This is a genomic window from Brevibacillus porteri (genome assembly GCF_003013475.1).
GTDB classification, from domain to species: domain Bacteria; phylum Bacillota; class Bacilli; order Brevibacillales; family Brevibacillaceae; genus Brevibacillus; species Brevibacillus porteri.
This window is the reverse complement of sequence record NZ_PXZO01000025.1, coordinates 14,200-38,335: the sequence shown is the minus strand read 5'-3', so window position 1 is coordinate 38,335 and position 24,136 is coordinate 14,200. Positions and strand designations below refer to the sequence as shown.

Here is a 24,136-nt window from a genome sequence, read left to right as displayed (position 1 = left end):
TTACTAAAAATACAATAGGAAGGGAAGGAAGCCCTCCCTTCTTCTTATTATATTAATTATTCGGTCGATCATCACCAATTTCAAAACTTTCATCCCATGTCCACTTATCACCAGCGTCGTCACTAAATGTAATTCCTACTGGACCAAGAACTATGGCTACATCATGTCTCCACCAAGGGTGAAAATACGCTCCAGCATATGTATAAGTTTCACCAGCTTTACTTACAGGAATTCTAATTTCTTCATGCCCCGTTCCTCTAACTTTATATGCGGTTTGAACATCATACCATCTGAAAGACCACTCAGTTCCCGCTAGATTGTTTTGCTCATTCGTCACCGGGATATCAGTCCAGCTACCTCCTCCATAACGATTATCTGGTTTCAGAGCCTGTACAACTGTCCAGTCTCCTGATGCATACTTTGTTCCTTTATCTCCCCAATGAAGTGCAAAGTGATCCGTCATTTGTTGAAAAGGGTTACTATCCCACTCGAACTCTATATAAAAATTATATTTGAATTCCTTACCATTTCCAGTTAATCCGGCCCAAGTTACATAAGTCTTTCCATGCCAATTCTCTTCTTCTTTGTCCCAGGCAGCTTTGAATTGACCGGATTCCTTATCGGCTTTTAACTGTTCTTTTATTTCATCAATGCTCTCACCCTCAAATGTTACTTCATTTTTTCCATCTCCAGTGCGATAAGTAGCATGTACTGGAGTTGTCTTTACTCTTTTACCACCGTCGGATACTAGTCTTGTCTTTAGAGTAATACCCATATCAGAAATCTCGTCTTTAGAAAAACCCATTTCCACTAAAATATTTTCTAACTGGCTTTCAGTCAGTTCCTCAGCGAATGATACTGGACTAATTCTACCATCTTCGAATTTTTTGATTTTGCCTTCGTAATCTTCTCCTATATCAATATCCAAAGTTTTATCAATACTTGCGAATATTGGAACTGCAAATAAAGACATAACGAGTGATAAAATCAATGCCAATGATGTTAATTTCTTAATCATAATTATCACCATCTTTTCCATTTAGATTCCCATCATTTTTGATTGAATTACCAAAATGTACTGATCCAACTGCTGACTTAATTCCACGACCTCATCATCCAAAAAATCATTCTTCTCTAAATACAACTGCACCAGCTGTCCACGCAATTGTTCCACAATGTTTTTCAAATGATTAATATCGTGATAGGTTACTCCTTCTCGATCTAGAAGTAACGTGATACATTTACTTATAGTAGCTGTCACTGCTCCTCCTGCGGGCGTTCCTTTAACCTGTCGAAGGGGTGGAACGCCCTTTTTAAATGCAATTGCTGCTATAAGTCTCACCCTCCTTACTTTACCACCGGATTATGCACTTGGTTTCAGTGGCACCCGTGGCTCCTCTTTTTAGAGCTGTTCTTAGATTTCTATTGCTTCATGGAACATCAATATTCACCACCCCTTATTTTGAGATTTATTACATAATTAACCATAATTTGTTATGCGGGTTTTTACCGACTGCAAAAAATGGAATAAAAAAACATCCTGACAGAGGATGTTTCATCAATCTACGATATATTCACACTGACCTAACAGGATGCTAGCCGCCTAACTCGTTTTCGTTAGCTATTCGCTTATTCAAATTCCCTAACCATCCAAACAGGGCTATGTATGTAGGGATCTCGTCTTAAAATGAAGTTGTAGACACAAACAGTCTACAACTTCATTTTTGATAACCGGAATCTAATATTTCTCCTTTTTTCAGAAGAAACTGGCCATATTAAATTATGGCGTGCAAGACAAAGGGTGCACTTTTTGATTGGGCTATTGGTTCAGAATCTTACAAGTGCCCTTTTATTTTTCCAAATCTGGTTCGTCACTTTCTGCTAATTGAGGTGGCAACGGATCGTTTTTGTGATCCTCAATTTTTTCGAGTAAATTTTCCAAGGATGAAACTTTTTTATCTGCTTTTCCTTGAATAAACACTTTAGATTTCGAATCACTAACCTCATACTTTCCTTGGTAATTACCTAAGGTTATATAATGATCGGTTGAGCCATCTTTATTTTTCAGGGAGTCGTCTACAATTAAGAAAAGAACAACTTCTTCATCTTCTGTAAACGAAGCCTCATAGTCAGCTCTGATTACTGTATTATTTATCTCACCACCCTACATCCGAACGACGACTATATCACCTTTTTCCTGGTTTCCTTTGAGAACTTCGTCTATTTCTACAGAAACATCTCTGTAGATCGAATCAGAAACCCCAATTTCTTCCGGTTGTCCACCATCTTCAGTATTCCATTTATCCTTATCAATATCAACGATAGTACCTTTAATAATCAACTGACTTCCTGCGGCTAACTCTTCGATACTATATCTAGGGACAAGTCCATGTCTGTTGATTTCAGTTACGTTTCCACTGACTAAACTTTGTGATTATATATTCAATCCGAACCCTAATGAAAAGCTGAAAGCTAATAGCCCGATAGCAATTGCTTTTTTATTAGTCATTCTTATCCCTCCTACCAGGAAATGGTATGGTAGCCATTTTCGTCGTCTTTACTAAGATTGTATCTAATTTCATTAGTTGATAATGATTCGTACATAACAGAGTCACCATATTTTAGCTTAGTTTCGTCATCTAGTCCCACAACATGCCCCATTTCATGTGCCATAATAGATTTCAAGTCAAAGCTTGATTTTGAAGGAGATGTAGAAGATATATTATGAGAGACATTAATCATAATATCTGCCTCCTTTTTTATTCCTGATTTATTACCCCAAGAAGGCGTTACTGTTTTAGATTTGTTAGTTTTCCCTATGCTAAGAAACTAAGCACTTTTAACTTGCGCGAAACCTAAATGTGCAGATGATGCAATTTTTGTACTTTGAGATAGTGTGGTAGATTTCAACACTTCTACAAATGTGATATAATTCCAATATAAGGAATTTGTACTAAAAGGAGGGTTTTTCATTTGAGAATGATACTTTCAGCTATTTTGCTATTGTTCAGCTTGACCGCATGTTCATCTGGAATTTCAGAAGATGAGTTAAAAGAACAAACTAAGAAGCATTTGGTTGAATATACTAAAATTCTTTACGAAGTCAAAAAAGAAGAATATGTAAAAACCCCTGGAGATTTTACTGCATATATACCAGTGATCCAAGAAAAAGCAAAGCCCTATTTAACTAAAAAGGAAGAGCCTGAAAGTCTGATCAAATTAAATATTGGTTTTACAGCTGCTTATTTAGCTTATAACGATATATTTTTGAAGGTAGAAGATGTAAAAATTACAGACTTCAAGAGAGATGAAACCACCGGATCACTAAATATTAGTTATACAATATTTTTACAAGACTCTTCAAAAAGCGATGTTAAGCAACAATCAGGTAGGGTAACTTTAATACCTGAAAATGAAACTTTTAAAATTGATTATTATTGGGACGATATTAGAACAAAACAGTTTGAAAATTAATTCAATATTAATTCTTCGGAGAATATAAAGAGAAGTACTACATTTCACTGTAGCACTTCTCTATTTTGTTCATAAATTTACATGAAACTATGACCTGGAATCGTGTCGTCGGTAGTTGATTCAATATCACTTGGATCAACAAAGATTGTAATAATACCACTCATTCCCACACCATCCATGTAGTGGTTAGTTAAATAATCCATAACCGGTTCACCGAGTTGCGGAGCTCCACTGCAAGCAAACAAGTTTCCACATTTACATCTGTAATAACTCCAATGTGAATTGATTGTTTTGCCCGTGTTTTTGTTCTTAATGATAGCCCGCGAGACAATCTTCATTTTGTGAATCCCATACAAAGTGCAATCATCTACTCCCATAAATAAAACCTCCTTGTTAATAGTAGAGACAAAGTATTTTTATAGCTCTTCACCGTTAAACGTGCTTGATCTTCCTCTAACGTAGTTTTTCACTATTTTACATGGCTGGTTTACACTCCAGCCGAATTCGAATCTTGAATCGCTCAATGTTGCGATAGCCATAGGCTCGTCTCTTAATGACTTTCACTTTGTTGTGTGTCCCTTCAATCGGAGCATTCGTGACCCGAAACGAAAAATAATTCTGAATCGACTCGCGCCATTGGACAACCGTTTTTGCAATCGACCGAATGGCAGCGGTGGGGGAAGTGAGATGCTCAGCAATCCATTGTTGGAGTGCTTCTTTCCCTGATTCTTCTGTATGAGCTGCATACACCGTTCTCATGTGCTGAAGGGCGTTGTAAAGGCGTTCTGGATGGGGATCTTGGGCTAACCAGACTTTTAATTCGTCCTGTTCCTCAGCTTTCAGTTTATCAGGAGAGGTATGGAGCAGACGTTGTTCATGCCTTCCCCGCGAATGGGTACGTTTACAAGCAGCTTCTAGCCATTTGGAGAAGAGCTGAATGACAAGGGGTGGAACGCCCTTTTTAAATGCAATTGCTGCTATAAGTCTCACCCTCCTTACTTTACCACCGGATTACGCACTTGGTTTTAGTGGCTCCTGTGGCTCCTCTTTTTAGAGCTGTTCTTAGATTTCTATTGCTTCATGGAATATCAATATTCGCCACCCCTTATTGAGATTTATTACATAATTAACCATAAGTTGTTATGCGGGTTTTTACCGACTGCAAAAAATGGAATAAAAAAACATCCTGACAGAGGATGTTTCATCAATCTACGCTATATTTACTATGACCTAACAGGATGCTATCCACCTAATTCGTTTTGGCTACCTATTCGCTTATTCAAATTTCCTAACCATCCAAACAGGGCTATGTATGTAAGGGTCTCGTCGTGTCGATTCATCAAATCGGCTAGAGAAAGGCAATAAATCGTTTCTTCAATTCCTCTCTCTATTCTTCCCTTACCGAACTCATAAATAGCCATCTGATATCGAAACCGAAGATGTCGATCCAATCCGATTGCTTCTGTAAATTGATCAAAACTAGCAATGCGGGAGGCAAAACGCTCTAAAATCCCATCCACGCAAAAATGGTAGGTGTTAGCGGATTTCATAATGGCATTTAAACCAGCAAGAACTTCATTGGTGGGAAGACTATCGAGATAGTCAGCATACTCTTCAATGATGTTTGTATTGCCAGACAATACCTCCAATGTATAAGAGTTCGCCTTTGCCCATACCTTGAATCTTTCTACCTCTTTACGTCCGTTATCATCAAGTAATTCAAACCAGCCTAAATCAGCGTAAACTTGCACATACTGCTTCGCCTCTTCATAAAGTCCTTGCATTTCCAGTGAAACGCTCTTATATAAATGGCCCAATCCATAATAATAAACAAGAGGACGCTCCGTTTTCAAAGATTCACCTTTTTTGTTTCTTTTCATCCTGTCCAATTCATGCCTGTAAACAGTGTCTGCCAGAAGCCTTAATTCGTCTGCGTACTGCTCTGATCTCTCCCACTTTTGCAAAGCGAAACAGATCTTCGCCAATTGGTATAAGGCGTCGAGTTGGTAGTTTTCGGGAAGCCGATTTCGATACGAAGAAAACCGAATGACATTCTCCCAATTTTCTTCTGTATTTGTCCCAAGTACAACACGAAATAACCGATACTGACTCATCACGAAGTGGTTCGAATAACTATCTTTTTCATTCTCAATCACATATTCATAAAAGGGCACCGACTCTTTCAGTTGCCCTTTCTCATATAGTTGCTCTGCAAGGGCAAACAGAATCGAGATGTTTTTCGGATTCTCCAGCATTTCGGGGACAGTAGCTTCTATGCAATCCTTTCGCCCAACCTCAACGCATCGAATCAAGTATGGTATTAATCGGGGGCGCGATATTCTCCCCTCTGATAAACATTCTTCCGGGTATAATTCATACAACCAACCCGGATCGTGACCAAACACCTTAGCTAGTGCGTCTAACTGACCAATGGTAATGGCACGTGGCGGATTTCCATTTAGAATCTCACTCAAGCTACCGGGGTTAATGCCCGTTAATTCACCAAGCTTGCTAAATGTATAACCGTGCTTTCTACTACATTTTTCGATTTCTGACCGCAGTGACCGACGCATTGTCTCTTGCGCCCCCTATATAGCATCATCCCCATGATTCTTACTTGATTTTTTATTTTTAATGAATTTAAGGGAACTAGCGGTTTCTACTAACCAAATAGAAAAATATCCTCTAATTCGGATATTTTTAGCCTAACATATATCCTCTCGCCTACTTTGTTGCTTGCTTATCCACTAACGACTTTGATACCCACACCCATAATTTGAACAAACCAGTGTAATTGTTATAGTCTTTAGTAATATCAGACAAAACAAGACATTGAAACGTTTCATTAAGCCCCTCTGCATACTTCTCTTTTTCTAGTAAGTATTTGGCCATTTCATTCCGAAACTGGATATGTTCACTCATACCGATAGCGTCTATGCGCCTCTTGAAATTATCTATATTTTCCGCAAACTTATCAAATACCGAATCAATGGAAAAACCATGTTCATTGGCCGCTTTCACAATCGTTACTAAACCCGAAAGTATTTCTTTCGGATGATCGTCCAAGAATTGAATATACTCAGGGATGACGTCACCATCCCCCATCAGGATATTCAATGTGTACAAATTGGCTGTTGCCCATGTTCGAAATTTCTGTACCTCGATTTGTCCAACTTCATCCAAGAGTTCAAACCAGCTTAAATCAGCATATCCTTCAACATATCGCTTCGCTTCTTCATACAACTCCTGTTTTTCTAATGCTATACTTTTAATGAGAAATGATTGTCCATAGTACACAACCAGATGACGTTCTGTTGCTAACAATTCACTGGGTATGTTGCTTTTTCGCCTCCGCAACTCATCCTCATAGATAATTGTTGACAATTCTCTTAATTCATCTGCATATTGCTCCATTTGCCTCCACTTATGCAGCGTATAACAAACATTGGCCAATTGCAGGAGTGCATCCAACTGCCTATTTTCCGGCTAGCGCCTTCGATACGGATCAAATCGAATAACTGCTTTCCAATTTTCTTCAAAATTCGTTCCTTGTACGACTATTCGAAAGAGCCTGTACTGACTCATCACAAAGTGGTCAGAAAAGCTATCTTTCTCATTCTCAATGACATATTCATAAAAGGACATCGACTCTTTCAGTTGCCCTTTCTCATATAGCTGTTCTGCAAGTCCAAACAGAATTGAAATATTTTTCGGATTCTCCAGCAATTTGGACACAGCAGCCTCTATGCAATCCTTTCTCCCAACCTCCACGCATCGAGTCAAATAAGGAATTAATCGTGGGCGCGATATTCTCTGCTCCGATAAACATTCTTCTGTATACAATTCATATAACCAACCCTGCTCACGTCCAAATACCTTAGCGAACGCATCTAATTGCCCTATGGTCATAGCCCTCGGGGGATTTCCATATAATATCTCACTCAAACTACCGGGGTTAATGCCCGTTAATTCACCCAGTCTGCTTAATGTATAACCGTGCTTTCTCCGACATTGTTCGATTTCTGACCGCAGTGACTGATACAATGTCCCTTGCAGCCCTACCATAAAGGTTCATCCCTTCGCTTTTACTTTATTTCACTATTTTTTTGAAATACACTACTTTACCTTCCTAGCGTTTCGTCATCAAGTTCATAACTTTTTGACCTAGGAGTCAGCAGATATTCGGACAATGGCTTAACGGAAGGGTTTTTGGGGGCCTTGAAGTGTTAGAAGAAATGACCTTATCTTTACTTTTCAGTTTTCAATCTGTTTTGTGCAATGACAATATATTTATCTAATTGTTGGCTTACAGCCAAAACCTTATCATGTGAGAGACCATACTTTCCTGCCAATTCCATCATTTCCTGTCGTAACTGTTCAATTCTATTATCCAACTCTAAATGGCAGCCGATGTCCTTTACCATGCCCCGGATCGTACACTTACTTTTAGGGGCTGATGCTGCTCCTCTTTTGGGGGAGTTTCCACTGTGAAAAGAAACATCCCTATCTAAAATATTTGCGATAGCAGTAATGTCCAACGCCCCCTCTCTTTTACAATTTATTACATATATTTACTATACAGGGATGTGCAGAAATTCACCGATTAAGAAAAATTGAATAGAAAAAAACATCCCATTTAGGGATGCTTTTAGGAGTGTATAAATACTAATTATAACAAATCTATGACTGCAATTTCTCTAGCCATCACTTCCATGCTGATATGCCTTAGCCTTAATTAGACCATCATGGAATGGTTCAAAAGGTATACCGCTAATAATTCCTATCGTTAGTAAAAATGCAAGAATAAGAGCCTTCATTCTCCCATCCCCCTTTTTCTAATTTGTAGCCTCTTTCGTGCAATGTTCAGGGTATATAATTAAGCCCTAAGCGTCGTTGCCATGCACTAAGATAATCAAATAAATGACTGTTATAGAGTCGTTTCATTTTACCTATTTTGAAAAAGAAGATTAGCAACCATTCCCGTTACAATTCCTTGGTATTGTTCCTCTTGTGCTGTTGATGCGTATTGACGGTGCTCTTCAAATAAAGCTACGCATTTAAGAGCATCTTGATATCTGTTCATTGAGTCAGCTAGAGAAAGGTAGCTCAACGTTTCTTCAATCCCTTTCTCTATACGTCCTTTATTGAATTCATAAATGGCAGTTTGAGACCGGAACTGGAGTTGCCTGTCCAATCCAATAGCTTCAGTAAATTGATCGAAAGTAGCAATATGCGAAGAAAAACGTTTAAGTATTTCATCCACACAAAAATGGTAGGTATTCGCGGATTTCATAATGGAAATTAAACCCGCGAGTATTTCATTCGTCGGAAGACTATCAAGATAGTCTGTATACTCTTCTATGATGCTTGTATTGCCACCCAATACCTCTAACGTGTACATGTTAGCCTTCGCCCAGACGCTGAACTTCTCAACCTCTTTGTATCCAACTTCATCAAGTAGTTCAAACCAACTTAGATCTGCATAACCTTGTACATACGTTTTTGCTTGTTCGTATAGCCCTTGCATCTCCAGTGCCAAGCCTTTAAATAAATGTCCCATACCATAATAAAAGACGAAATGGCGCTCTGTTTCTAGAGGTTCTCTCTTTTTATTTCTTTTCAACCTGTCCAACTCATGTATGTAAATCGTTTCCGCAAGAAACCGCAACTCATCTGCATACTGCTCTGATTTCTTCCATTTCTGCAAAGCGAAACAAACCCGCGCTAATTGAAATAAAGCATCCAACTGATAGTTCTCAGGAAGCCTATTCCGATAGGGAGCAAACCGAATAACTGCCTCCCCATTTTCTTCTGAATTGGTCCCGAGTGCAGCCCGAAACAATCGATACTGACTCATTACGAATTGGTCAGAATGTCCATCCTTCTCGCTATCAACGACAGCCTGATAAAAAGGTACGGACTCTTTTTGTTTCCCACTTTCATATAGCTGTTCCGCCACTAAAAAGAGAGTCGAAATATTTTTAGGGTTGTCCAACAATTTAGGAACAACCTCTTCTATGCAATCTTTCCGCCCAACCTCCGCGCATCGAACTAAATAAGGTATCAACCGAGGACGCGATATTCGCCCCTCTGATATGCATTCTTCCGTATACAATTCGTACAACCAACCTGGCTCGCGACCAAACACCGCAGCGAGCGCATCTAATTGACCAATGGTCATAGCCCGCGGTGGATTTCCGTTCAAGATTTCGCTTAAACTCCCATGGTTGATTCCCGTTAATTCACCTAATTTACTCAAGGTATAGCCGCACTCTCTACGGTGTCTTTCAATTTCTGACCGCAGCGACCAGTGCATTGTCCCTAGCAGCTCCCCCATAAAGTATCAACCCCTACTTTTTTCCTTAATTTTACAATAAAATATATTTTTTTGAAAGATTTTTCTTTACAATTGTTTACATTTCAGCAATCTATTTCGTCACTCTTCGCACAATTCCTCCAGTGTTTTACAGGTGTTTGCACTTCGTGACAATTACACTCAATTGAATCAGTTGAATCAGCTTTCATGCGAATACAGCCTCGTAGGAAGAAGCGGATTTCCAGTCCTAGCGCCTCTGGAGCCCTACCCAGCTCTGAAATAAATAGCGGGGGTTTTCAGCTTCAACCTCTGAAAAAACATCCTCGAAACTCTACTTTTGAAGCGCTCCCGCTATTTATTTCGGAGCGAACAGTGCCCGCCCTCAGCAGGGCGTAGGCCGAAGCGTAGACTGGAAATCCGCTTCTTCCCTCCACTACAGCTACTCTATCCACATTGTAAAAAAAGCTCCGCCAAGATATCTGGCGAAGCTTTCATTTTCATACTGTGCTTATGGCATAGCTACTTTCATAACTGCACGAACGGAATCTGCGGATTTATCCAATGCTACTTTCTCAGCCGCAGTCAGATCCAGCTCAATGACTTGCTCGATACCGTTTCCACCTAAGAGAGTTGGTACACCCAGGTAGATATCGTTGTAGCCATACTCGCCTTGGAGCAAAGCGATGGAAGGCAAGATGCGCTTCTTGTCTTTCAAGATCGCTTCTGCCATTTCTACCAGAGCTGCCGCAGGTGCATAGTAAGCGGAACCGTTACCCAAGAGAGCTACGATTTCGCCGCCGCCTTTGCGTGTACGCTCGACGATGGCATCCAGACGATCTTGTGGGATCAATTTTTCCAGTGGGATGCCGCCAGCGTAGGAGTAACGCAGGAGTGGCACCATGTCGTCACCGTGACCGCCCAATACGAAGCCTGTTACATCATTAACAGATACATTCAGTTCCATTGCTACGAATGTACGGAAGCGAGCTGTATCCAGTACGCCGGATTGACCGATTACGCGGTGTTTCGGGAAGCCGGACGTTTTGTAGAATGTATACGTCATCGCATCTACCGGGTTGGACAGGATGAGTACGATGGAGTTTGGTGCATATGTTTTCACTTGCTCAGCAACAGAGCGCATAATAGCTGCATTCGTTGCTACCAAGTCGTCGCGGGACATGCCTGGCTTGCGTGCAATCCCTGCTGTAATAATTACGATATCGGAGCCTTCGATGTCTTTGTAGTCAGAAGTACCTGTAATGTTAGCATCGAAGCCGAGAACTGGGGAAGCTTCCATCATGTCGAGTGCTTTACCCTTCGTTGGGTTTTCCAGTTGAGGGATATCGACCAAAACGATGTCAGCCAGCTCTTTTTGCGCCATGATGAACGCAGTTGTCGCTCCTGTAAAACCACTACCGATGACGGCTACTTTTTTTCTACGAAATGTCATGCTGAATCCTCCTCGTCATGTTACAAGACTAGTTTCACACCACTTGCTTTTTGCTCCAGCATTTTGGAGAGAATGGTCCCGATGTGGGCACCCGCCTCAACCGGAGAAGTACCTTGACGATGAATATTCGAGATCACTGTACGTTCTGATTCTACCATACCTTTGCGTGGACGGTAGCACATGTATGCACTCATGGAATGCGCCGTAACCAATCCTGGACGCTCTCCGATCAGGAGTACCAATACTTCTGGCTCCAAAATCTCGCCGACGTGATCCATGCTGGCTACGCGTCCGCCTTGGATAAAGAACGGTGTGCCGCAGGTCAGTCCATAGCTTTTCAGAGAGTCCATCAGAGATGGAAGCACGTCTTTCAGGTTCGCATCCACCGCAGCGGCACTCAAGCCGTCCGAAACGACGATTTGTACCTGCGGTTTCTTTTGGCAGCGCTCTTGCAGCAAGCGCACGCCTTCCTCCGTGAGGACGCGCCCCATATCCGGACGCTTTAGATAGTTTTCGGTGTTGTCATACTGCGTTTCGACTGTGAACAAGGAGTACTGGTCGAGCACCGCTTGACTGACTTCACCGTATACAGCATCTACAGCCGCAGCATGGTCGCGACGCAATTCGAGCATCGTTTTAGTCAAAGGTCTCACACCTGTACGCCAAACTCCGATGCGCGCTGGCGTGCTGGACAGCAGTTCATCCAAGCCTTCCTTGTACTTCGGATTCGGTACATGTGTGGTTCTCTCTGGTTCTGCTGATGGAGCGGGCTGCTCATTCGCCACTGGAGCTTGCGTCGGAGCCGTCGTCGCACTCGCTACCGGCTCTGCCTTTGGTTCCGATCTCAGTTGAATCAAGCCGCCTGTCTCTGCTTTTGGTGACGGAGCTTGTTCTGTGGCCTCACCCAGCTTCTTTTGCAGCTCTGCCACTACTTTATCTACCAAAAAATCTAATTGTTGTTCCATCCGTCTTTCACCTCCTGATCTTACATGAAGATTGTCGGATCGCCTGCTTTTGCAGTCAGCCTACCGTTTTCCATGATGCCCATTTTCTCCAGCCATTTTTCAAAATCAGGTGCCGGGCGCAGTCCCATCACTTCGCGGAACGCGGCAATATCATGGAAGCTCGTCGATTGATAGTTGAGCATGACATCGTCAGCCATAGCTACCCCGATGACGAAGTTAACTCCTGCCGACGAGAGCAAGATACCGAGATTGTCCATATCGTTCTGATCGACCTTCATGTGGTTCGTGTAGCATACGTCACAGCCCATTGGCAAACCGTGCATTTTGCCCATGTAATGGTCTTCCAAGCCTGCGCGGATTACTTGACGGCTGTCGTACAAATACTCAGGTCCGATAAATCCAACTACCGTATTCACGATAAATGGATTGTATTTGCGAGCCAAACCGTAGCAGCGCGCTTCCATCGTTACCTGGTCCATGCCGTGATGCGCCTCGGAAGACAACTCAGAGCCTTGGCCTGTCTCGAAGTACCAGAAGTTCGGTCCATAGGAAGTACCTTCTTTGCGCATCAGCTCGTCTGCTTCATCCAACAGCGCTACATCAATACCAAATGCATTGTTTCCTTTTTCACTACCCGCCAAACTTTGAAAAATCAAGTCTGCTGGTGCCCCATTACGGATGGCACGCATTTGCGTAGATACGTGAGCCAATACGCAGTTTTGGGTCGGGATATCGAACTTGGTCATCACGTCTTTGGTCATGTTCAAAATATCCTTGACGCTGTCCGCTGTATCGATAACCGGGTTGATCCCGATAACCGCATCGCCAATTCCGTAGCTCAATCCTTCGTACAGAGACGCCTTGATGCCTTGTACGTTATCGGATGGATGGTTCGGCTGTACACGAGAAGCCAATACGCCCTTTTGACCGATTACAGTGTTGGCATGCGTCACAACTTTAATCTTGGACGCAGCCGTAATCAAGTCCAGGTTGCTCATGAGCTTAGCAGTCGCTGCAATCATCTCACTGGACAAGCCGCGGCTGATGCGCTTGAGTTCATTATCGCCTGCTTGATGGCTCAAAATGTACTCGCGGAGTTCTGCTACACTCCAGTTTTTGATTTCGCTGTAAATTTTTTCGTTGATGCCTTCTTCGATCACACGGGATACTTCGTCTTCTTCTGCCGGAACCATTGGATTGTTGCGGATATCCGCCAGCGTCAGATCAGCCAAAACTTGCTTGGCAGCTACACGTTCCCGGGAATCAGCAGCGGCGAGACCAGCCAGCTGGTCGCCTGATTTATCTTCATTAGCCTTCGCGAAAACTTCTTTCAAATCGCGAAATTGATAGGTCTGTCCAAGCACAGTCGTTTTCGTGTTCATCACGTCCACCCCTTCTTACGTTACGGCCTTTCATCAAACGCGAGTGTTTTGACGACGACGGGAATGATCGTTCCCGAGATCGGCTCACCGAGATCGATGTAATCGCCGTATTCCACACGCACCTGATCGATGCAAATGATTTCCGGTGCCCCTTTGCAACGCAGCGCCAAGGCCTGCCCGAGCGCTTTCGCCATATCTGTTTCACAGATCACGACCATGGTTTGACTCTCGGGAAAACTTGCCCGGTATTGCTCCGACAGCTCCTGGGACAGCGTCTGTAGCAGAGCGTACGAGCAATACCCGATGCCGGAGATCGCGAGTGCGAAAGGAATCCCTGTCGTTTTTTCAAACAGGCGCTCACCCAGTTGGTAGATCGAAGCCACTTCCTGTCGCAGTCGTGTGGCATCTGCCAATTGTTCCTCGGTAAGCTCTAGCTTGAGAATCGGAATATTTTTAATCGGCAACAGCTCCGGCTTGATATGCACGGTTGAACCGCTAATCTCCGTACTTTGCATCCCCGCGCCAATTACCGTTGCCCGTACTGTCTGATCTGGGTCTAGCCACTGTACCGGATACGTTCCTTTTTCGCGCTCCTGCTGGAGTACATATCCGAGCAGCGGGCCAAAATCGCCATATCGGCTTGCATCCGAAACATTTTGGACGGGAGGTCCGCTCATGAGCAGGCCTACACCGCCTGAGACAGTCAATTCAGCAACAGGGATGGAATCGCGCAGATGCGGCCCCAAGACGAGCAAGCCTGATACTTGGCGCTCTTTCCCCGTCAAATAATCGAGCATGCTGCGTCCCAACTGTTCGGCAACCTCTGTGAGCTGCGCGAATCCGATTTCCTGTCCGACTTGAATACGCAATCCTTTTGCCGACAGCCATTGTTGAATGTTCGGCGACACATATTGAACGACACCTTGCGGACTGAGACGGATCAGTCTTCCTCCGACGTGGAACGTAACCGTCGCAATCGCTCGACCACGTTGGAAGTAGGCTGCATTCGCTGTTCCTCCGCCAATATCGACATTGACGATCACACCTTGTATGGCTTGCGAGCGTTTTTCTGCTCCAGCGCCCTTGCCCGCCAGCACGCCTTCGAGGTCAGCACCTGCTGTCGCTACCACGAAATCCCCGGAGCGTTCAGCCAGCAGATGAACGATATGCTGTGCGTTCTTTTTGCTGGCTGTTTCTCCGGTAATGATGACCGCTCCGGACTTGATTTGAGACAAGCTGATTTGTGCCTTGTTGTACTCGGCTGCAAGAATCGATCCGATTCCGTCAGCGTCGATTTCATCAAATCCGATGAGCGGTGTGGAATGTACTTCACTCGCATACAGCAATTGTCGCTCCACGATCTGATAACGCGGCAGCGAAAACGTGCTGGACATGCGACCCAATCGCAATCGGCTTACGATCATTTTGGTTGTGCTTGTTCCCACATCGATCCCGACGCTTTGGATCCATTGTTCGTCCATATGAACCTCCTTGAACCATTGGCGTGTCAGACGGGCTTACGAAAAAACGCTTGAACAGCCGGTTCCTTGCTCCCGGTCTGATTCAAGCGCCTTTGCTCTCTTCGTATCTACTTGTCACTGCTTTTTATGATAACGTCAGTACTAGCCTTGTGTGGAAATGGCCTGCTCGCCCGACAAAATCTCTTCTGCCAGCTTCACAAGCGGCATGCGCCGTTGCATGCTTACTTGCTGCATCCATTTGTAAGCCGCATCCTCTTCCAAGGATAGGGCACTCATCAGCTTTCCTTTTGCTTTTTCCACTGCTTTGCGATCCTCGATCTTTTGCTTCAGATCATTGATATCCTTCTTCAGTGAAACGACTTTTTCCTTTTGACTGAGTGCGATTTCTACTGCGGGAATCAAGTCATCCTCCGACACCGGCTTCACCAAGTAAGCCGTCACACCCGCTTTTCTGGCATCCTGGACGAGTTCCTTTTGGCTATAAGCCGTCAAAAGAAGAATGGAACTGTCTGAAAAGGAACGAATGATACTGCTTGCCTTGATTCCATTCAAGACAGGCATTTTCACATCCATGATGATCAGATCGGGCTTGTGACGATGGGCCTGTTCGACTGCCTCTTCTCCGTTTTTCGCCTCGGCAACCACTAAATACCCTTCATTTTCGAGCATCTCGCGCAAATCCATGCGAATAATCGGCTCGTCATCAACCACCATAATCTTCGGCTGTGTCATCTTCATCCTCCTTTTGGATCGGATAGAGGATGGTTACCTCTGTTCCGTTCCCAGTGTTGCGGAAATGCATCGTGCCTTCGAGGTCTTCCCTGACCAGCGTATCGACAATTTTCAGGCCGAGATGGCCCTTTTTGTGGATTTGCTCCATGTCCTCGATGCCTACTCCGTCATCTGTCACAGACAGACTAACGAAGTCTTCCTTGGCAACCAGTGCAATAGAGATTTTCCCTTCGTGCAGGTCATGAAAACCATGAATCATGCAATTTTGAATCAGCTCGGTGACGATCAAGGCAAACGATGTTGCTTTGTTGGACGGTAGATATACCGATTCGCCCGTCACCACGACGTGTATAGCTTGCTCGGAACGTCTCATCGAAGAGACGATTATTTTCGATATTTTGGTTAAAATCTCTTTGAAGTCAATCTGCTCCAGACCATCCTGTGCCAAGTATTCGTGAATAATGGCGATGCTGTTGATGCGATTGATGCTTTCCCTGTATACCTTTTCAATCTCGTTGGACTGCGAACGCCGCATTTGCAGGCGCAGTAGGCTAGAGATGGTTTGCAAATTGTTTTTGACCCGGTGGTGAATCTCTTTGATCACCGCGGATTTGATCATTAATTGCTTTTCTTTTTCCCGAATGTCCGATATGTCTCGCAGGAGAATGAATCCCCCAATGATGTCTTGTTTGCGGACGGACGAAACCGCTTTCATCATGATAAAATGTTTGCCTTTTGACAGCTCCTCCTGAATATAACCCCCGTTGCGTACAAAATTCTCCGGGGAAACTCTCCAGGAAAAAATACGTTCAATGCTCTCTCCCTTTTCCGGCCGTTCAAAGCCAATCAAGGAGAGCAGCTTGTGGGCACGGCCATTGGCGTACGTGATAACCCCACTCTGATCAAACAAAATCATGCCCTCGTGCAAAAGCGACGAAATGGGCAGATCAGGCACAGCGAACTGGATGAGCGTCTCACTTAACTGCTCCGTTGTTTCCTTGAGCATTTCGACGTTCTTTTCCTGTTCCACCTGTTTGGATATATCTTGTTCAGTTATCAAGGTCCCGATTGTTTTTCCAGCCGCATTCGTGATGGGTACGACACTTTGTCGCATCACGACTTGCTCCTGTGAAACCCCACGTGAACCGATGACGGGCTTGCCTGTAGTCAGACAATACATAACGGCCGGCTCATTAATCGCCGTCGCCAAATGCCCTACGACCGATCCACTGTACATAGAGCGTGCCGTACTCGGTGCAGCTTGTGCGACTACCATCGCAGCGCTCCGATCTACCGTCGGACAATCGATAAACATGTCCGCTTGAGACAGATCAGCAAAAATCTGAAGCTTGGAAGCCAGATCCTCCACAATCCGAATGTCGTCATCACTCAACGTCGTGGACGCTTTGCACACTTCTCGTATTGATTGCATGTGAACCTCTTTTCACCTGCTAGGAGTTGATATGACTTCATTTTCTCACAGACACGCTACGGCGGAAAGGGGTGTAATACTGGTTAATCACACTTAATCGTTTACCATTTGTTGCAAATACGCTCGCAATTCTGGCACTCCCTCACTCGTGAGCGAGGAGGTCCGGAAAATTTTCGCATTGCCGAGCGATTGACGCAGAAATTGTTCAGCCCTCTCCACATTTGCATCAGGATGATCCATTTTGGTAATAACCCCGATACACGATTGTGGAAACCCTTGTGAAAAGCCAGGAGGGAAATAATTGCGCTCCCGCGTAGCATCCTGCACCATCACAATGATTTTCGCCTCAAGAGAGGTAGCCATAAGCGTGCGGTAAAACATCGGGTTTTCACTGTACTCACCCGGAGTGTCAATTGCCCAGTCCCGATATTCGAGCGCTTGTGTCTTCCGGGCAGGCTGTTCGTCATTGAACAGCGCCCGCACCAGAGAAGACTTTCCTGCTTCGATTGCACCGATAATCATTACACGGCCGGTCATGATTTCGTCACCAATGCCGGTGTAAACCGCAGTTTTTCGCTCAGTACCTGATTGACCGCTTCGACTGCCATCTCAACAGCGGATACATCCCCTACGACAATCAGCGAACCTGTAAAACGATCGAGAAACCCAAGCTCGACGCCAGCAGCCTTTGTCGCAATATCCGCGGCAATAATGGCTGTTTCGGTAGGCGTCAAAGTCAAAATGCCGATGGCACCGGCCTCATTGATACCTAGCTTGGTATAGAGCATTGGGTCAGGGTTTGCGATTACATGAGCCAACGTGACCTGTTTCCCTGGTACGAATTCCTGGATGACTCGTGAACGTTCCTGTTCCATTCCTATTCCTCTCTTCCTGCGGCACCCGGCACCTCAAACGAATCCACGATGCCTACGATGATCGCATCGATCGGCACACTGGTGCCGGAGAAAAGGATTCGGGCAGGCGTCCCACGAGAGACGATAACCTGCTCCCCGATTCCCGCACCGATCCTGTCCGCTGCGATAACGGTTTGTCCGCCTTCTTCGCCACGCCAATCAATCGGCTGAACCACCATGAGCTTGAGATTTTCCATACCTGCTTCTTTTTGCGTGGCCCAGACGCTGCCGATCACTTTTCCCAAAAACATGCGATCACCCTTTTCCTAAATAGCTGACCGTAATGCCGCGTTCTCTCATGCTGTCATAAGCAAGCGGAGAAACAATTGCACCTTTTTTCACGATCAAAGTCGTATCGCGAAGCTCAGGCTGCGATCTGATCCAATCCGCTGTCAACAGCTTCCCGGAAAAGACGGCTTCTTGCTCATCCAAAGGAGTCAATGTCGGTTGTTCTGTCTTGCCAGTAGTCTCGACTTTTTGTAGCTGAGACTTCAGCTTGGAAACCACGCGATCAGCCAGACGGCGTTGCTCCGCAAACTCCACACCCAGCTCTTTCATGCTCTCAACGTGACGGTTGAACAGCTTTTCATAAGCAGGTGTCAGTGTCAAGGTTTGCAGGGTACGACGGTCTGCGCGCTTGATCCCTGGCACATCGGAACCAGCAATGACGAATTTACCTGTTACCAACGCGGAAAAGACGATTTCCGCTTTAATTGTTCCTTTTAGACCGGAAGCAATTCTCGCTGCATTATCCAAATCGATTTCAGGAATCACGATACCGACATAATCTTTCGGCACTTCCAACGGGGCAGGAGCGTACTCATCTGCTGTAAGGATTCTGCCTGCTCCCCCACATTCGATCTTGTGCATGCCAAGCCAAGAGGAGGTTTCTCCATCCAGGAAGAGAATGTCATGGCAGATCCCGTGGTTTTTCAGTTGGATAAAATGATCCTGATAAGCCTCATGAGCCTGGCTGTCACAAAAGACGTACAGGACACGAGGCGCATCGCTTTTCTTTTCTGTATTCATCGATTGCAAAATTTCTTTCGTAATCGACGCCACCATTTCTCTGATGTCCATCAAGCTCTACCTCCGTTAGCCGGAGTAAAATTGCCCGTTCTTGCCGATCACTTTTACCCGGTCTCCCGTTTTCAAATTAGCGGCATTACCTTCATCCGTATCAACGTGGAAATCAAGTGCGAATTGCGGATGCACACGAACGACTACATCTGGATAGATGATTGGACGATCGCTTTGCGTCGCCAGGATCAGCGTATCGCCATCCTTCACTTGATATTGCTCGGCATCTGCAGGAGACATATGAACGTGGCTCTTCGCTACGATTACGCCTTTGTCCATCACGACTGTCCCTTTTGCCGTAACGAGTACCATACCTGGTGTTCCTTCAATATCTCCAGACATACGCACAGGTGCTTGAACACCTACTGCAAAGCCGTCTGTCCGGGAAATTTCCACTTGTGTCGCGCCACGAGCTGGTCCCAAAACGCGAACCCCGTGGATGCTGCCTTTTGGTCCCACGATGGTGACTGTTTCTTGGCAAGCAAACTGGCCCGGTTGCGACAAATCACGCATTGGCGTCAATTGATGTCCGGCTCCGAAAAGCTTCTCGACATCTGCTTGCGACAAATGAATGTGACGGTTAGATACGCCCAAAGGAATTTCTCGCACTGCCTCGGCAGCTTGATTGGTGGAAGGCTGCTGGTTCTGATCAACTTGTTTCACTTGAATCCCTCTTCCTTTCAAGAAATCTGCCGCTGCTGGTGTTATTTTATCCCCTTTCTCAACGAGAAAGGGGTTTGGAATACCTGACTTATGCATGGCTCTCAAGGATGCTTCTGTAATCACTGCCATAGGGAATTATTATCCTTCGAGTTTAGGCAGGATCAGTTCAATGTCTCCATGAGGGCGTGGAATTACGTGAATAGATACGAGCTCTCCTACTTTTTCAGCAGCAGCGGCGCCTGCGTCAGTGGAAGCTTTTACTGCACCTACGTCACCACGTACCATAACAGTCACGAGACCGCCACCTACGTGTACTTTACCAATCAGTTTTACGTTAGCTGCTTTTACCATTGCGTCAGCAGCTTCTACTGCTCCTACCAAACCTTTTGTTTCTACCATTCCCAATGCGGACATTTCTCCAGCCATTTTCATTTCCTCCTTAATTATATCTCCAAAATTTTAGTGTTTTACGACTCTAAGTCGTCATTTCTGTTAACACCGATTTGATGATGTTTTTGATCTCATCGCGGCTCAAACCGACATTCATGGAAGAGACAGCCTGTAGGACAGCTTCTTCCGCTTGTGTCGCAGGAGCTGCTGCTACTGGCGTTGATTGCGGCATTTCTTTGATGCCAAACGCAACACGCTTGATGTTGAACATATGCTTCGCACCGATGTTATCGGAAGTGATGTTGCCCCCTAAAGAACCGCATCCAAGCGTGAACGCTGGTTGTACGCCAGTCGTTGCACCAATTCCTCCGAAGGTCGTACCCGTATTTACCGGAATTCTGGATGCTGGCATTGCTTGACCATACGCTGCAATGACATTGTCATCCTGGGCGTGAATACCCGCTGTATGTCCAAGACCACCATGTTCCAACAATTCGCGGCAACGAGCAAACGCTTCGCTGTCGCCTTGAACCGTGTAGAGGGCAAGGATCGGTGCCAGTTTTTCAACGGACATCGGATAAGCTTTGCCTACATTGTTCTCCTCCGCAACCAGGACACGCGTATCAGCAGGGATGGTAATACCCGCCATTTGAGCGATCACATGTGGAGAGCGGCCAACGATTTTCGCGTTCAACGAGCCGTTTATCGTGACGATGGCAGCTACCTTTTCCTTTTCTTGCTCGTTCAGGAAGTAGGCGCCTTCACGCTTCAAGGCTGCAATCAATTGGTGTTTGGTGGATTCCTCCACTACCAATGCTTGCTCAGAAGCGCAGATTGTACCATAGTCAAACGTCTTGCTCTGCACGATGCGTCTGGCAGCAGCAGCAAAGTCAGCAGTGTGGTGGATGTAAACGGGTACGTTACCAGGTCCAACACCGTATGCCGGCTTACCGGAGCTGTATGCTGCGCGTACCATCGGAGTTCCGCCAGTCGCGAGAATCAGATTGGTCAGCTTGTGCTTCATCAGCTCATTTGTCCCAGGAAGAGTAGGCTTCGTAACGCAATGGATCAACCCTTCTGGTGCTCCAGCCGCTACTGCCGCCTGTGCCATCAGTCGCGCTGCTTCCAGCGTGCATTTGGCTGCCGACGGATGCGGGCTGAATACAATCGCATTTCTCGCCTTGAGGGAGACCATCGATTTATAAATAACCGTGGACGTCGGATTCGTGGAAGGTACAACCCCTGCTACGATACCAAATGGCTGCGCCACTTCCCACACCTTGTTCTCCTCGTCCTTACGGATGATGCCAACCGTTTTTACATCTTTTACAGATGCGTACACATCTTGTGCAGCAAACAGGTTTTTCATCCGCTTGTCAGCGACGTTACCAAAGCCTGTTTCCTCTACAGCCATTGCTGCCAGTCGATCAGCATTTTCTACGCCCACTTTGGACATAGCTTCGATGATCCGGTCAACTTGCTCTTGGCTGTAGGTAGCGAATTTGGCCTGTGCTTCCTTCGCTTGTGCGAGGTAGGTACGCACTTCCTGTATGGAATACAGATCAGCGTCGAGTGTCATTAGGCTTTGTCACCTCCGCCTTGTTTCTCTTCCAACAGACGAATGAGATCTTCTTTCTTCGCCATGTTGATTTCGTTCGTTGTCAGCGGGAAGTCCGCATACGAACGCGCCATTTTGCGCAGGTCATTGATGGACTGATCTTGCAATCCTGACACTGGCGCTTTAGCCGGCTCTGCCTTACCCTCTTCTTTTACTTCCGGTTTCAGCAGGTTTTTAATCATTTTTGGAATATTTTCGTCAGGACGTGGAATCACGTGCGAGTGCAGCAATCTTCCGACACGTCTCGCAGCGTCAGCGCCAGCATCTACTGCCGCCATAACCGAAGATACATCCCCGATCACGTATACAGTGACGATTCCTGCGTCCGCTCCTTCATAAGAGACGACTTTGACGTCTGCCGCCTTAGCAGCAGCGTCTGCGGCAGCGATGAGAGCAGGCAAGCCCAGCGTCTCGATCATGCCGAGTGAATATGTTGTAGCGCGCATTTACATTACCTCCCCTTCAAGAGAGAAAATCCCTATTATCGTTTGACAGGCTGTTGGGCGACACTTCTTACGGCCTCGGCAAAAGCATCGGCGGCTGCCGTGCATGCCGACTGGCTGCCAGTGAGTAGCGCTCCCCCAAAGTTCGTTTCTGTCGGTGGACCAAAAAATTGAACCATTTGTACATCTGCAGCCTTGAGGGCGGCATCAATACCATACATGGCCTCCAGCGGCGGAGCGATCAAGTAAGCAAGCGGCTCACCTTCGCGGATTCCGGCGGTTTGAGACAAGTAGCTGCCCGTCCGCGACACAACATGGGCGTAATACGCATGCGTCCCTTCATCATTCAAAGAGTAAAAGCATGCTCCGCTTTCCATAAATGCAACGGCTGCATCCAGTCCGCTCTGCACCTCCGATGGCGTCGCGCCTCCGATCATCCCGATGAACTCGCCGGACAACGGTCCAGACGCATGGCCTGAGCCTGCATAAAACGACTTGGCATACACAACTTCTACCGCTGCCTTTTTGGTCGCTTCATCAATGGCCGTATACCCCACATCGTCAATCGTAGAGGTCAATAGCCCCAGACTTCGGATATGAGAAGGCAGGTTCAGCTTCTCCGCAAATTGTGGATCGACATTGGGAATCAGTCGGATCGCAAGCGGCGTCGCTCGAATTGGTTTTTCCATGCGTGTCACTCCTTTCAAGACAACATCCCTGATCAAAAGTAAAAAAAGGTGCCTAAACACGAAAAAATAAGCCGTGTTCAAGGGCACCTTTGCCTTTTGATTATTCACTTGTGGGTAGAAGATTACACGCTATTTATGTGGTCTTTTACCTGTCTCTAATGTAGAACAAGGCACAGAAAAATGCAAGCGTTTTCGGCATTCCGTCACTTTTCCATATTCCGGTCATATTACGGACACACACCCACGTTACATTTGTGTTGTAGCCGAGACGGGCAAGCCCGCAAGCAAGGCTCACCACAATCTAAAGACCCCCAAGGAGGAATTTTACAATGAAAAAGAAAATGGCAATGACAGTAATGGCTTTGGCAGTATCCGCAATGGCAGGTTCCGCGTTTGCGGCAAATGAACCAGCGAAAACGACTGGTTCTTCTGCTCCACTGAAAATGGTGACCAAAGATGGTACAGATGCTCTTCAAAAACCGATTTTTAACCTGGAGCAAATGGCAAAGGAAAAGGGCATCACTGTGGAAGAGTTGATCAAGCAGCTTGAAAAAGAAGGAAAACTGACGAAAGCAACAGCTTCCAGCAACCCAGACGGCACCAATTCAGGTCTCGCAGTCATTGCTCTCGATCCTGAAAACAAGGACGGCGGAGCATTCATCACTCTTGCCCCTGCTATGAATCTGGAAGAAATGGCGAAAGAAAAGGGTATCTCCGTAGAAGAGTTGATCGAGCAGCTTAAAGAAGAAGGCAAGCTGGCAACGAATGTTTCCATGACAACTATCAATCTGGAAGAAGTAGCGAAAGAAAAAGGCATCTCTGTGGAAAAATTGCTCAAGCAGCTTGAAAAAGAAGGCACGATCGCCACTGGTAAAGCAGCTTCCTTTACTCACCCTGCAATCAGCTTGGAGCAAATGGCAAAAGAAAAGGGCATCTCCGTGGAAGAGTTGATCAAACAGTTCGAAAAAGAAGGCAAGATCACAAAAGGTACAACAATCTCAGTACCTGCCATCAAAAAATAAACGTTGCCTTTCAAGACACTCAAAAACCTCTGACGGGAAACTGCCAGAGGTTTAGTTATGCCCTTCGCCATTTAACGGACACATA

General features: G+C 45.5%; 25 protein-coding genes and 2 pseudogenes. 2 read left to right on the top strand and 25 right to left on the bottom strand.

Going from position 1 to position 24,136, the window contains the following annotated elements:
- Nucleotides 1–52: 52 nt before the first annotated feature.
- The 4 genes from C7R92_RS14140 to C7R92_RS14130 form a co-directional block, all read right to left on the bottom strand.
- Nucleotides 53–1,018 (bottom strand): hypothetical protein, encoded by a 966-nt coding sequence (locus tag C7R92_RS14140; RefSeq protein ID WP_139135938.1) that lies wholly within the window; start codon nucleotides 1,016–1,018, stop codon nucleotides 53–55.
- A gap of 21 nt (nucleotides 1,019–1,039) precedes the next feature.
- A complete protein-coding gene (locus tag C7R92_RS14135) occupies nucleotides 1,040–1,261 on the bottom strand; it encodes an aspartyl-phosphate phosphatase Spo0E family protein (protein WP_244195749.1) in 222 nt (73 codons plus the stop codon).
- 903 nt (nucleotides 1,262–2,164) lie between these two features.
- Nucleotides 2,165–2,341 carry a hypothetical protein gene (locus C7R92_RS32035; protein ID WP_158265754.1) on the bottom strand — a complete coding sequence of 59 codons (177 nt, stop codon included), beginning with the start codon at nucleotides 2,339–2,341 and terminating at the stop codon, nucleotides 2,165–2,167.
- 179 nt (nucleotides 2,342–2,520) lie between these two features.
- On the bottom strand, nucleotides 2,521–2,763 hold the full coding sequence (locus C7R92_RS14130) for a matrixin family metalloprotease (RefSeq protein ID WP_328139061.1): 243 nt from the start codon (nucleotides 2,761–2,763) through the stop codon (nucleotides 2,521–2,523).
- A 210-nt stretch (nucleotides 2,764–2,973) separates the two neighbouring features.
- On the opposite strand from C7R92_RS14130, the gene C7R92_RS14125 reads away from it, so the two are divergent.
- Nucleotides 2,974–3,474, top strand: coding sequence for a hypothetical protein (locus C7R92_RS14125; RefSeq protein WP_106834697.1), 501 nt, complete (start codon nucleotides 2,974–2,976; stop codon nucleotides 3,472–3,474).
- Between the two features lie 77 nt (nucleotides 3,475–3,551).
- On the opposite strand, the gene C7R92_RS14120 is transcribed toward C7R92_RS14125, so the two are convergent.
- From C7R92_RS14120 to eutL, 21 genes and pseudogenes are all read right to left on the bottom strand, one after another.
- On the bottom strand, nucleotides 3,552–3,851 hold the full coding sequence (locus tag C7R92_RS14120; protein WP_069849760.1) for a hypothetical protein: 300 nt from the start codon (nucleotides 3,849–3,851) through the stop codon (nucleotides 3,552–3,554).
- Between the two features lie 97 nt (nucleotides 3,852–3,948).
- Nucleotides 3,949–4,416: pseudogene (locus tag C7R92_RS14115) on the bottom strand (ISL3 family transposase); the annotation flags it as partial.
- A 299-nt stretch (nucleotides 4,417–4,715) separates the two neighbouring features.
- A complete protein-coding gene (locus tag C7R92_RS14110) occupies nucleotides 4,716–6,047 on the bottom strand; it encodes a helix-turn-helix domain-containing protein (RefSeq protein WP_106834696.1) in 1,332 nt (443 codons plus the stop codon).
- Nucleotides 6,048–6,198: 151 nt separating this feature from the next.
- Nucleotides 6,199–7,539: pseudogene (locus C7R92_RS14105) on the bottom strand (helix-turn-helix domain-containing protein).
- 182 nt (nucleotides 7,540–7,721) lie between these two features.
- A complete protein-coding gene (locus C7R92_RS14100) occupies nucleotides 7,722–8,012 on the bottom strand; it encodes an aspartyl-phosphate phosphatase Spo0E family protein (RefSeq protein WP_106834695.1) in 291 nt (96 codons plus the stop codon).
- Between the two features lie 407 nt (nucleotides 8,013–8,419).
- The gene (locus C7R92_RS14095; protein WP_106834694.1) at nucleotides 8,420–9,811 is read right to left on the bottom strand and encodes a helix-turn-helix domain-containing protein; all 1,392 of its coding nucleotides are present in this window, start codon (nucleotides 9,809–9,811) and stop codon (nucleotides 8,420–8,422) included.
- A gap of 487 nt (nucleotides 9,812–10,298) precedes the next feature.
- Entirely contained in the window at nucleotides 10,299–11,240 is a 942-nt protein-coding gene (gene mdh, locus C7R92_RS14090) for a malate dehydrogenase (protein WP_106834693.1), read from the bottom strand.
- A 20-nt stretch (nucleotides 11,241–11,260) separates the two neighbouring features.
- Nucleotides 11,261–12,205 (bottom strand): ethanolamine ammonia-lyase subunit EutC, encoded by a 945-nt coding sequence (eutC, locus tag C7R92_RS14085; RefSeq protein WP_106834692.1) that lies wholly within the window; start codon nucleotides 12,203–12,205, stop codon nucleotides 11,261–11,263.
- A gap of 20 nt (nucleotides 12,206–12,225) precedes the next feature.
- Entirely contained in the window at nucleotides 12,226–13,587 is a 1,362-nt protein-coding gene (locus C7R92_RS14080) for an ethanolamine ammonia-lyase subunit EutB (protein WP_017252510.1), read from the bottom strand.
- A 20-nt stretch (nucleotides 13,588–13,607) separates the two neighbouring features.
- Complete coding sequence (locus C7R92_RS14075) at nucleotides 13,608–15,068, bottom strand: ethanolamine ammonia-lyase reactivating factor EutA (protein ID WP_106834691.1); 1,461 nt, start codon at nucleotides 15,066–15,068, stop codon at nucleotides 13,608–13,610.
- Between the two features lie 141 nt (nucleotides 15,069–15,209).
- Entirely contained in the window at nucleotides 15,210–15,806 is a 597-nt protein-coding gene (locus C7R92_RS14070) for an ANTAR domain-containing response regulator (protein WP_017252512.1), read from the bottom strand.
- Nucleotides 15,772–17,232 (bottom strand): sensor histidine kinase, encoded by a 1,461-nt coding sequence (locus C7R92_RS14065; RefSeq protein WP_017252513.1) that lies wholly within the window; start codon nucleotides 17,230–17,232, stop codon nucleotides 15,772–15,774. Before C7R92_RS14065 ends, C7R92_RS14070 begins: the two co-directional genes overlap by 35 nt.
- Nucleotides 17,233–17,325: 93 nt before the next feature.
- A complete protein-coding gene (locus C7R92_RS14060) occupies nucleotides 17,326–17,769 on the bottom strand; it encodes a EutP/PduV family microcompartment system protein (protein ID WP_106834690.1) in 444 nt (147 codons plus the stop codon).
- The gene (gene eutS, locus C7R92_RS14055; protein WP_007720097.1) at nucleotides 17,766–18,107 is read right to left on the bottom strand and encodes an ethanolamine utilization microcompartment protein EutS; all 342 of its coding nucleotides are present in this window, start codon (nucleotides 18,105–18,107) and stop codon (nucleotides 17,766–17,768) included. The genes C7R92_RS14060 and eutS overlap by 4 nt, the downstream gene beginning before the upstream one ends.
- A 2-nt stretch (nucleotides 18,108–18,109) precedes the next feature.
- Entirely contained in the window at nucleotides 18,110–18,397 is a 288-nt protein-coding gene (locus C7R92_RS14050) for a EutN/CcmL family microcompartment protein (RefSeq protein WP_007720099.1), read from the bottom strand.
- 4 nt (nucleotides 18,398–18,401) lie between these two features.
- Nucleotides 18,402–19,226 (bottom strand): hypothetical protein, encoded by an 825-nt coding sequence (locus C7R92_RS14045; protein ID WP_106834689.1) that lies wholly within the window; start codon nucleotides 19,224–19,226, stop codon nucleotides 18,402–18,404.
- Between the two features lie 15 nt (nucleotides 19,227–19,241).
- Nucleotides 19,242–20,018, bottom strand: coding sequence for a phosphate propanoyltransferase (pduL, locus tag C7R92_RS14040; RefSeq protein ID WP_041749711.1), 777 nt, complete (start codon nucleotides 20,016–20,018; stop codon nucleotides 19,242–19,244).
- Nucleotides 20,019–20,027: 9 nt separating this feature from the next.
- Nucleotides 20,028–20,315: an ethanolamine utilization microcompartment protein EutM gene (gene eutM / locus C7R92_RS14035; RefSeq protein WP_007720104.1), complete on the bottom strand. Its 288-nt coding sequence runs from the start codon at nucleotides 20,313–20,315 to the stop codon at nucleotides 20,028–20,030.
- A 49-nt stretch (nucleotides 20,316–20,364) separates the two neighbouring features.
- On the bottom strand, nucleotides 20,365–21,858 hold the full coding sequence (locus tag C7R92_RS14030; protein ID WP_106834688.1) for an acetaldehyde dehydrogenase (acetylating): 1,494 nt from the start codon (nucleotides 21,856–21,858) through the stop codon (nucleotides 20,365–20,367).
- Nucleotides 21,858–22,343, bottom strand: coding sequence for a BMC domain-containing protein (locus C7R92_RS33150; protein ID WP_017252518.1), 486 nt, complete (start codon nucleotides 22,341–22,343; stop codon nucleotides 21,858–21,860). The genes C7R92_RS14030 and C7R92_RS33150 overlap by 1 nt, the downstream gene beginning before the upstream one ends.
- Before the next feature lie 35 nt (nucleotides 22,344–22,378).
- Nucleotides 22,379–23,029, bottom strand: a complete 651-nt coding sequence (eutL, locus tag C7R92_RS14020; protein WP_017252519.1) for an ethanolamine utilization microcompartment protein EutL — start codon at nucleotides 23,027–23,029, stop codon at nucleotides 22,379–22,381.
- 329 nt (nucleotides 23,030–23,358) lie between these two features.
- On the opposite strand from eutL, the gene C7R92_RS14015 reads away from it, so the two are divergent.
- Entirely contained in the window at nucleotides 23,359–24,051 is a 693-nt protein-coding gene (locus tag C7R92_RS14015; protein WP_106834687.1) for a hypothetical protein, read from the top strand.
- The last annotated feature ends 85 nt before the right edge of the window (nucleotides 24,052–24,136 follow it).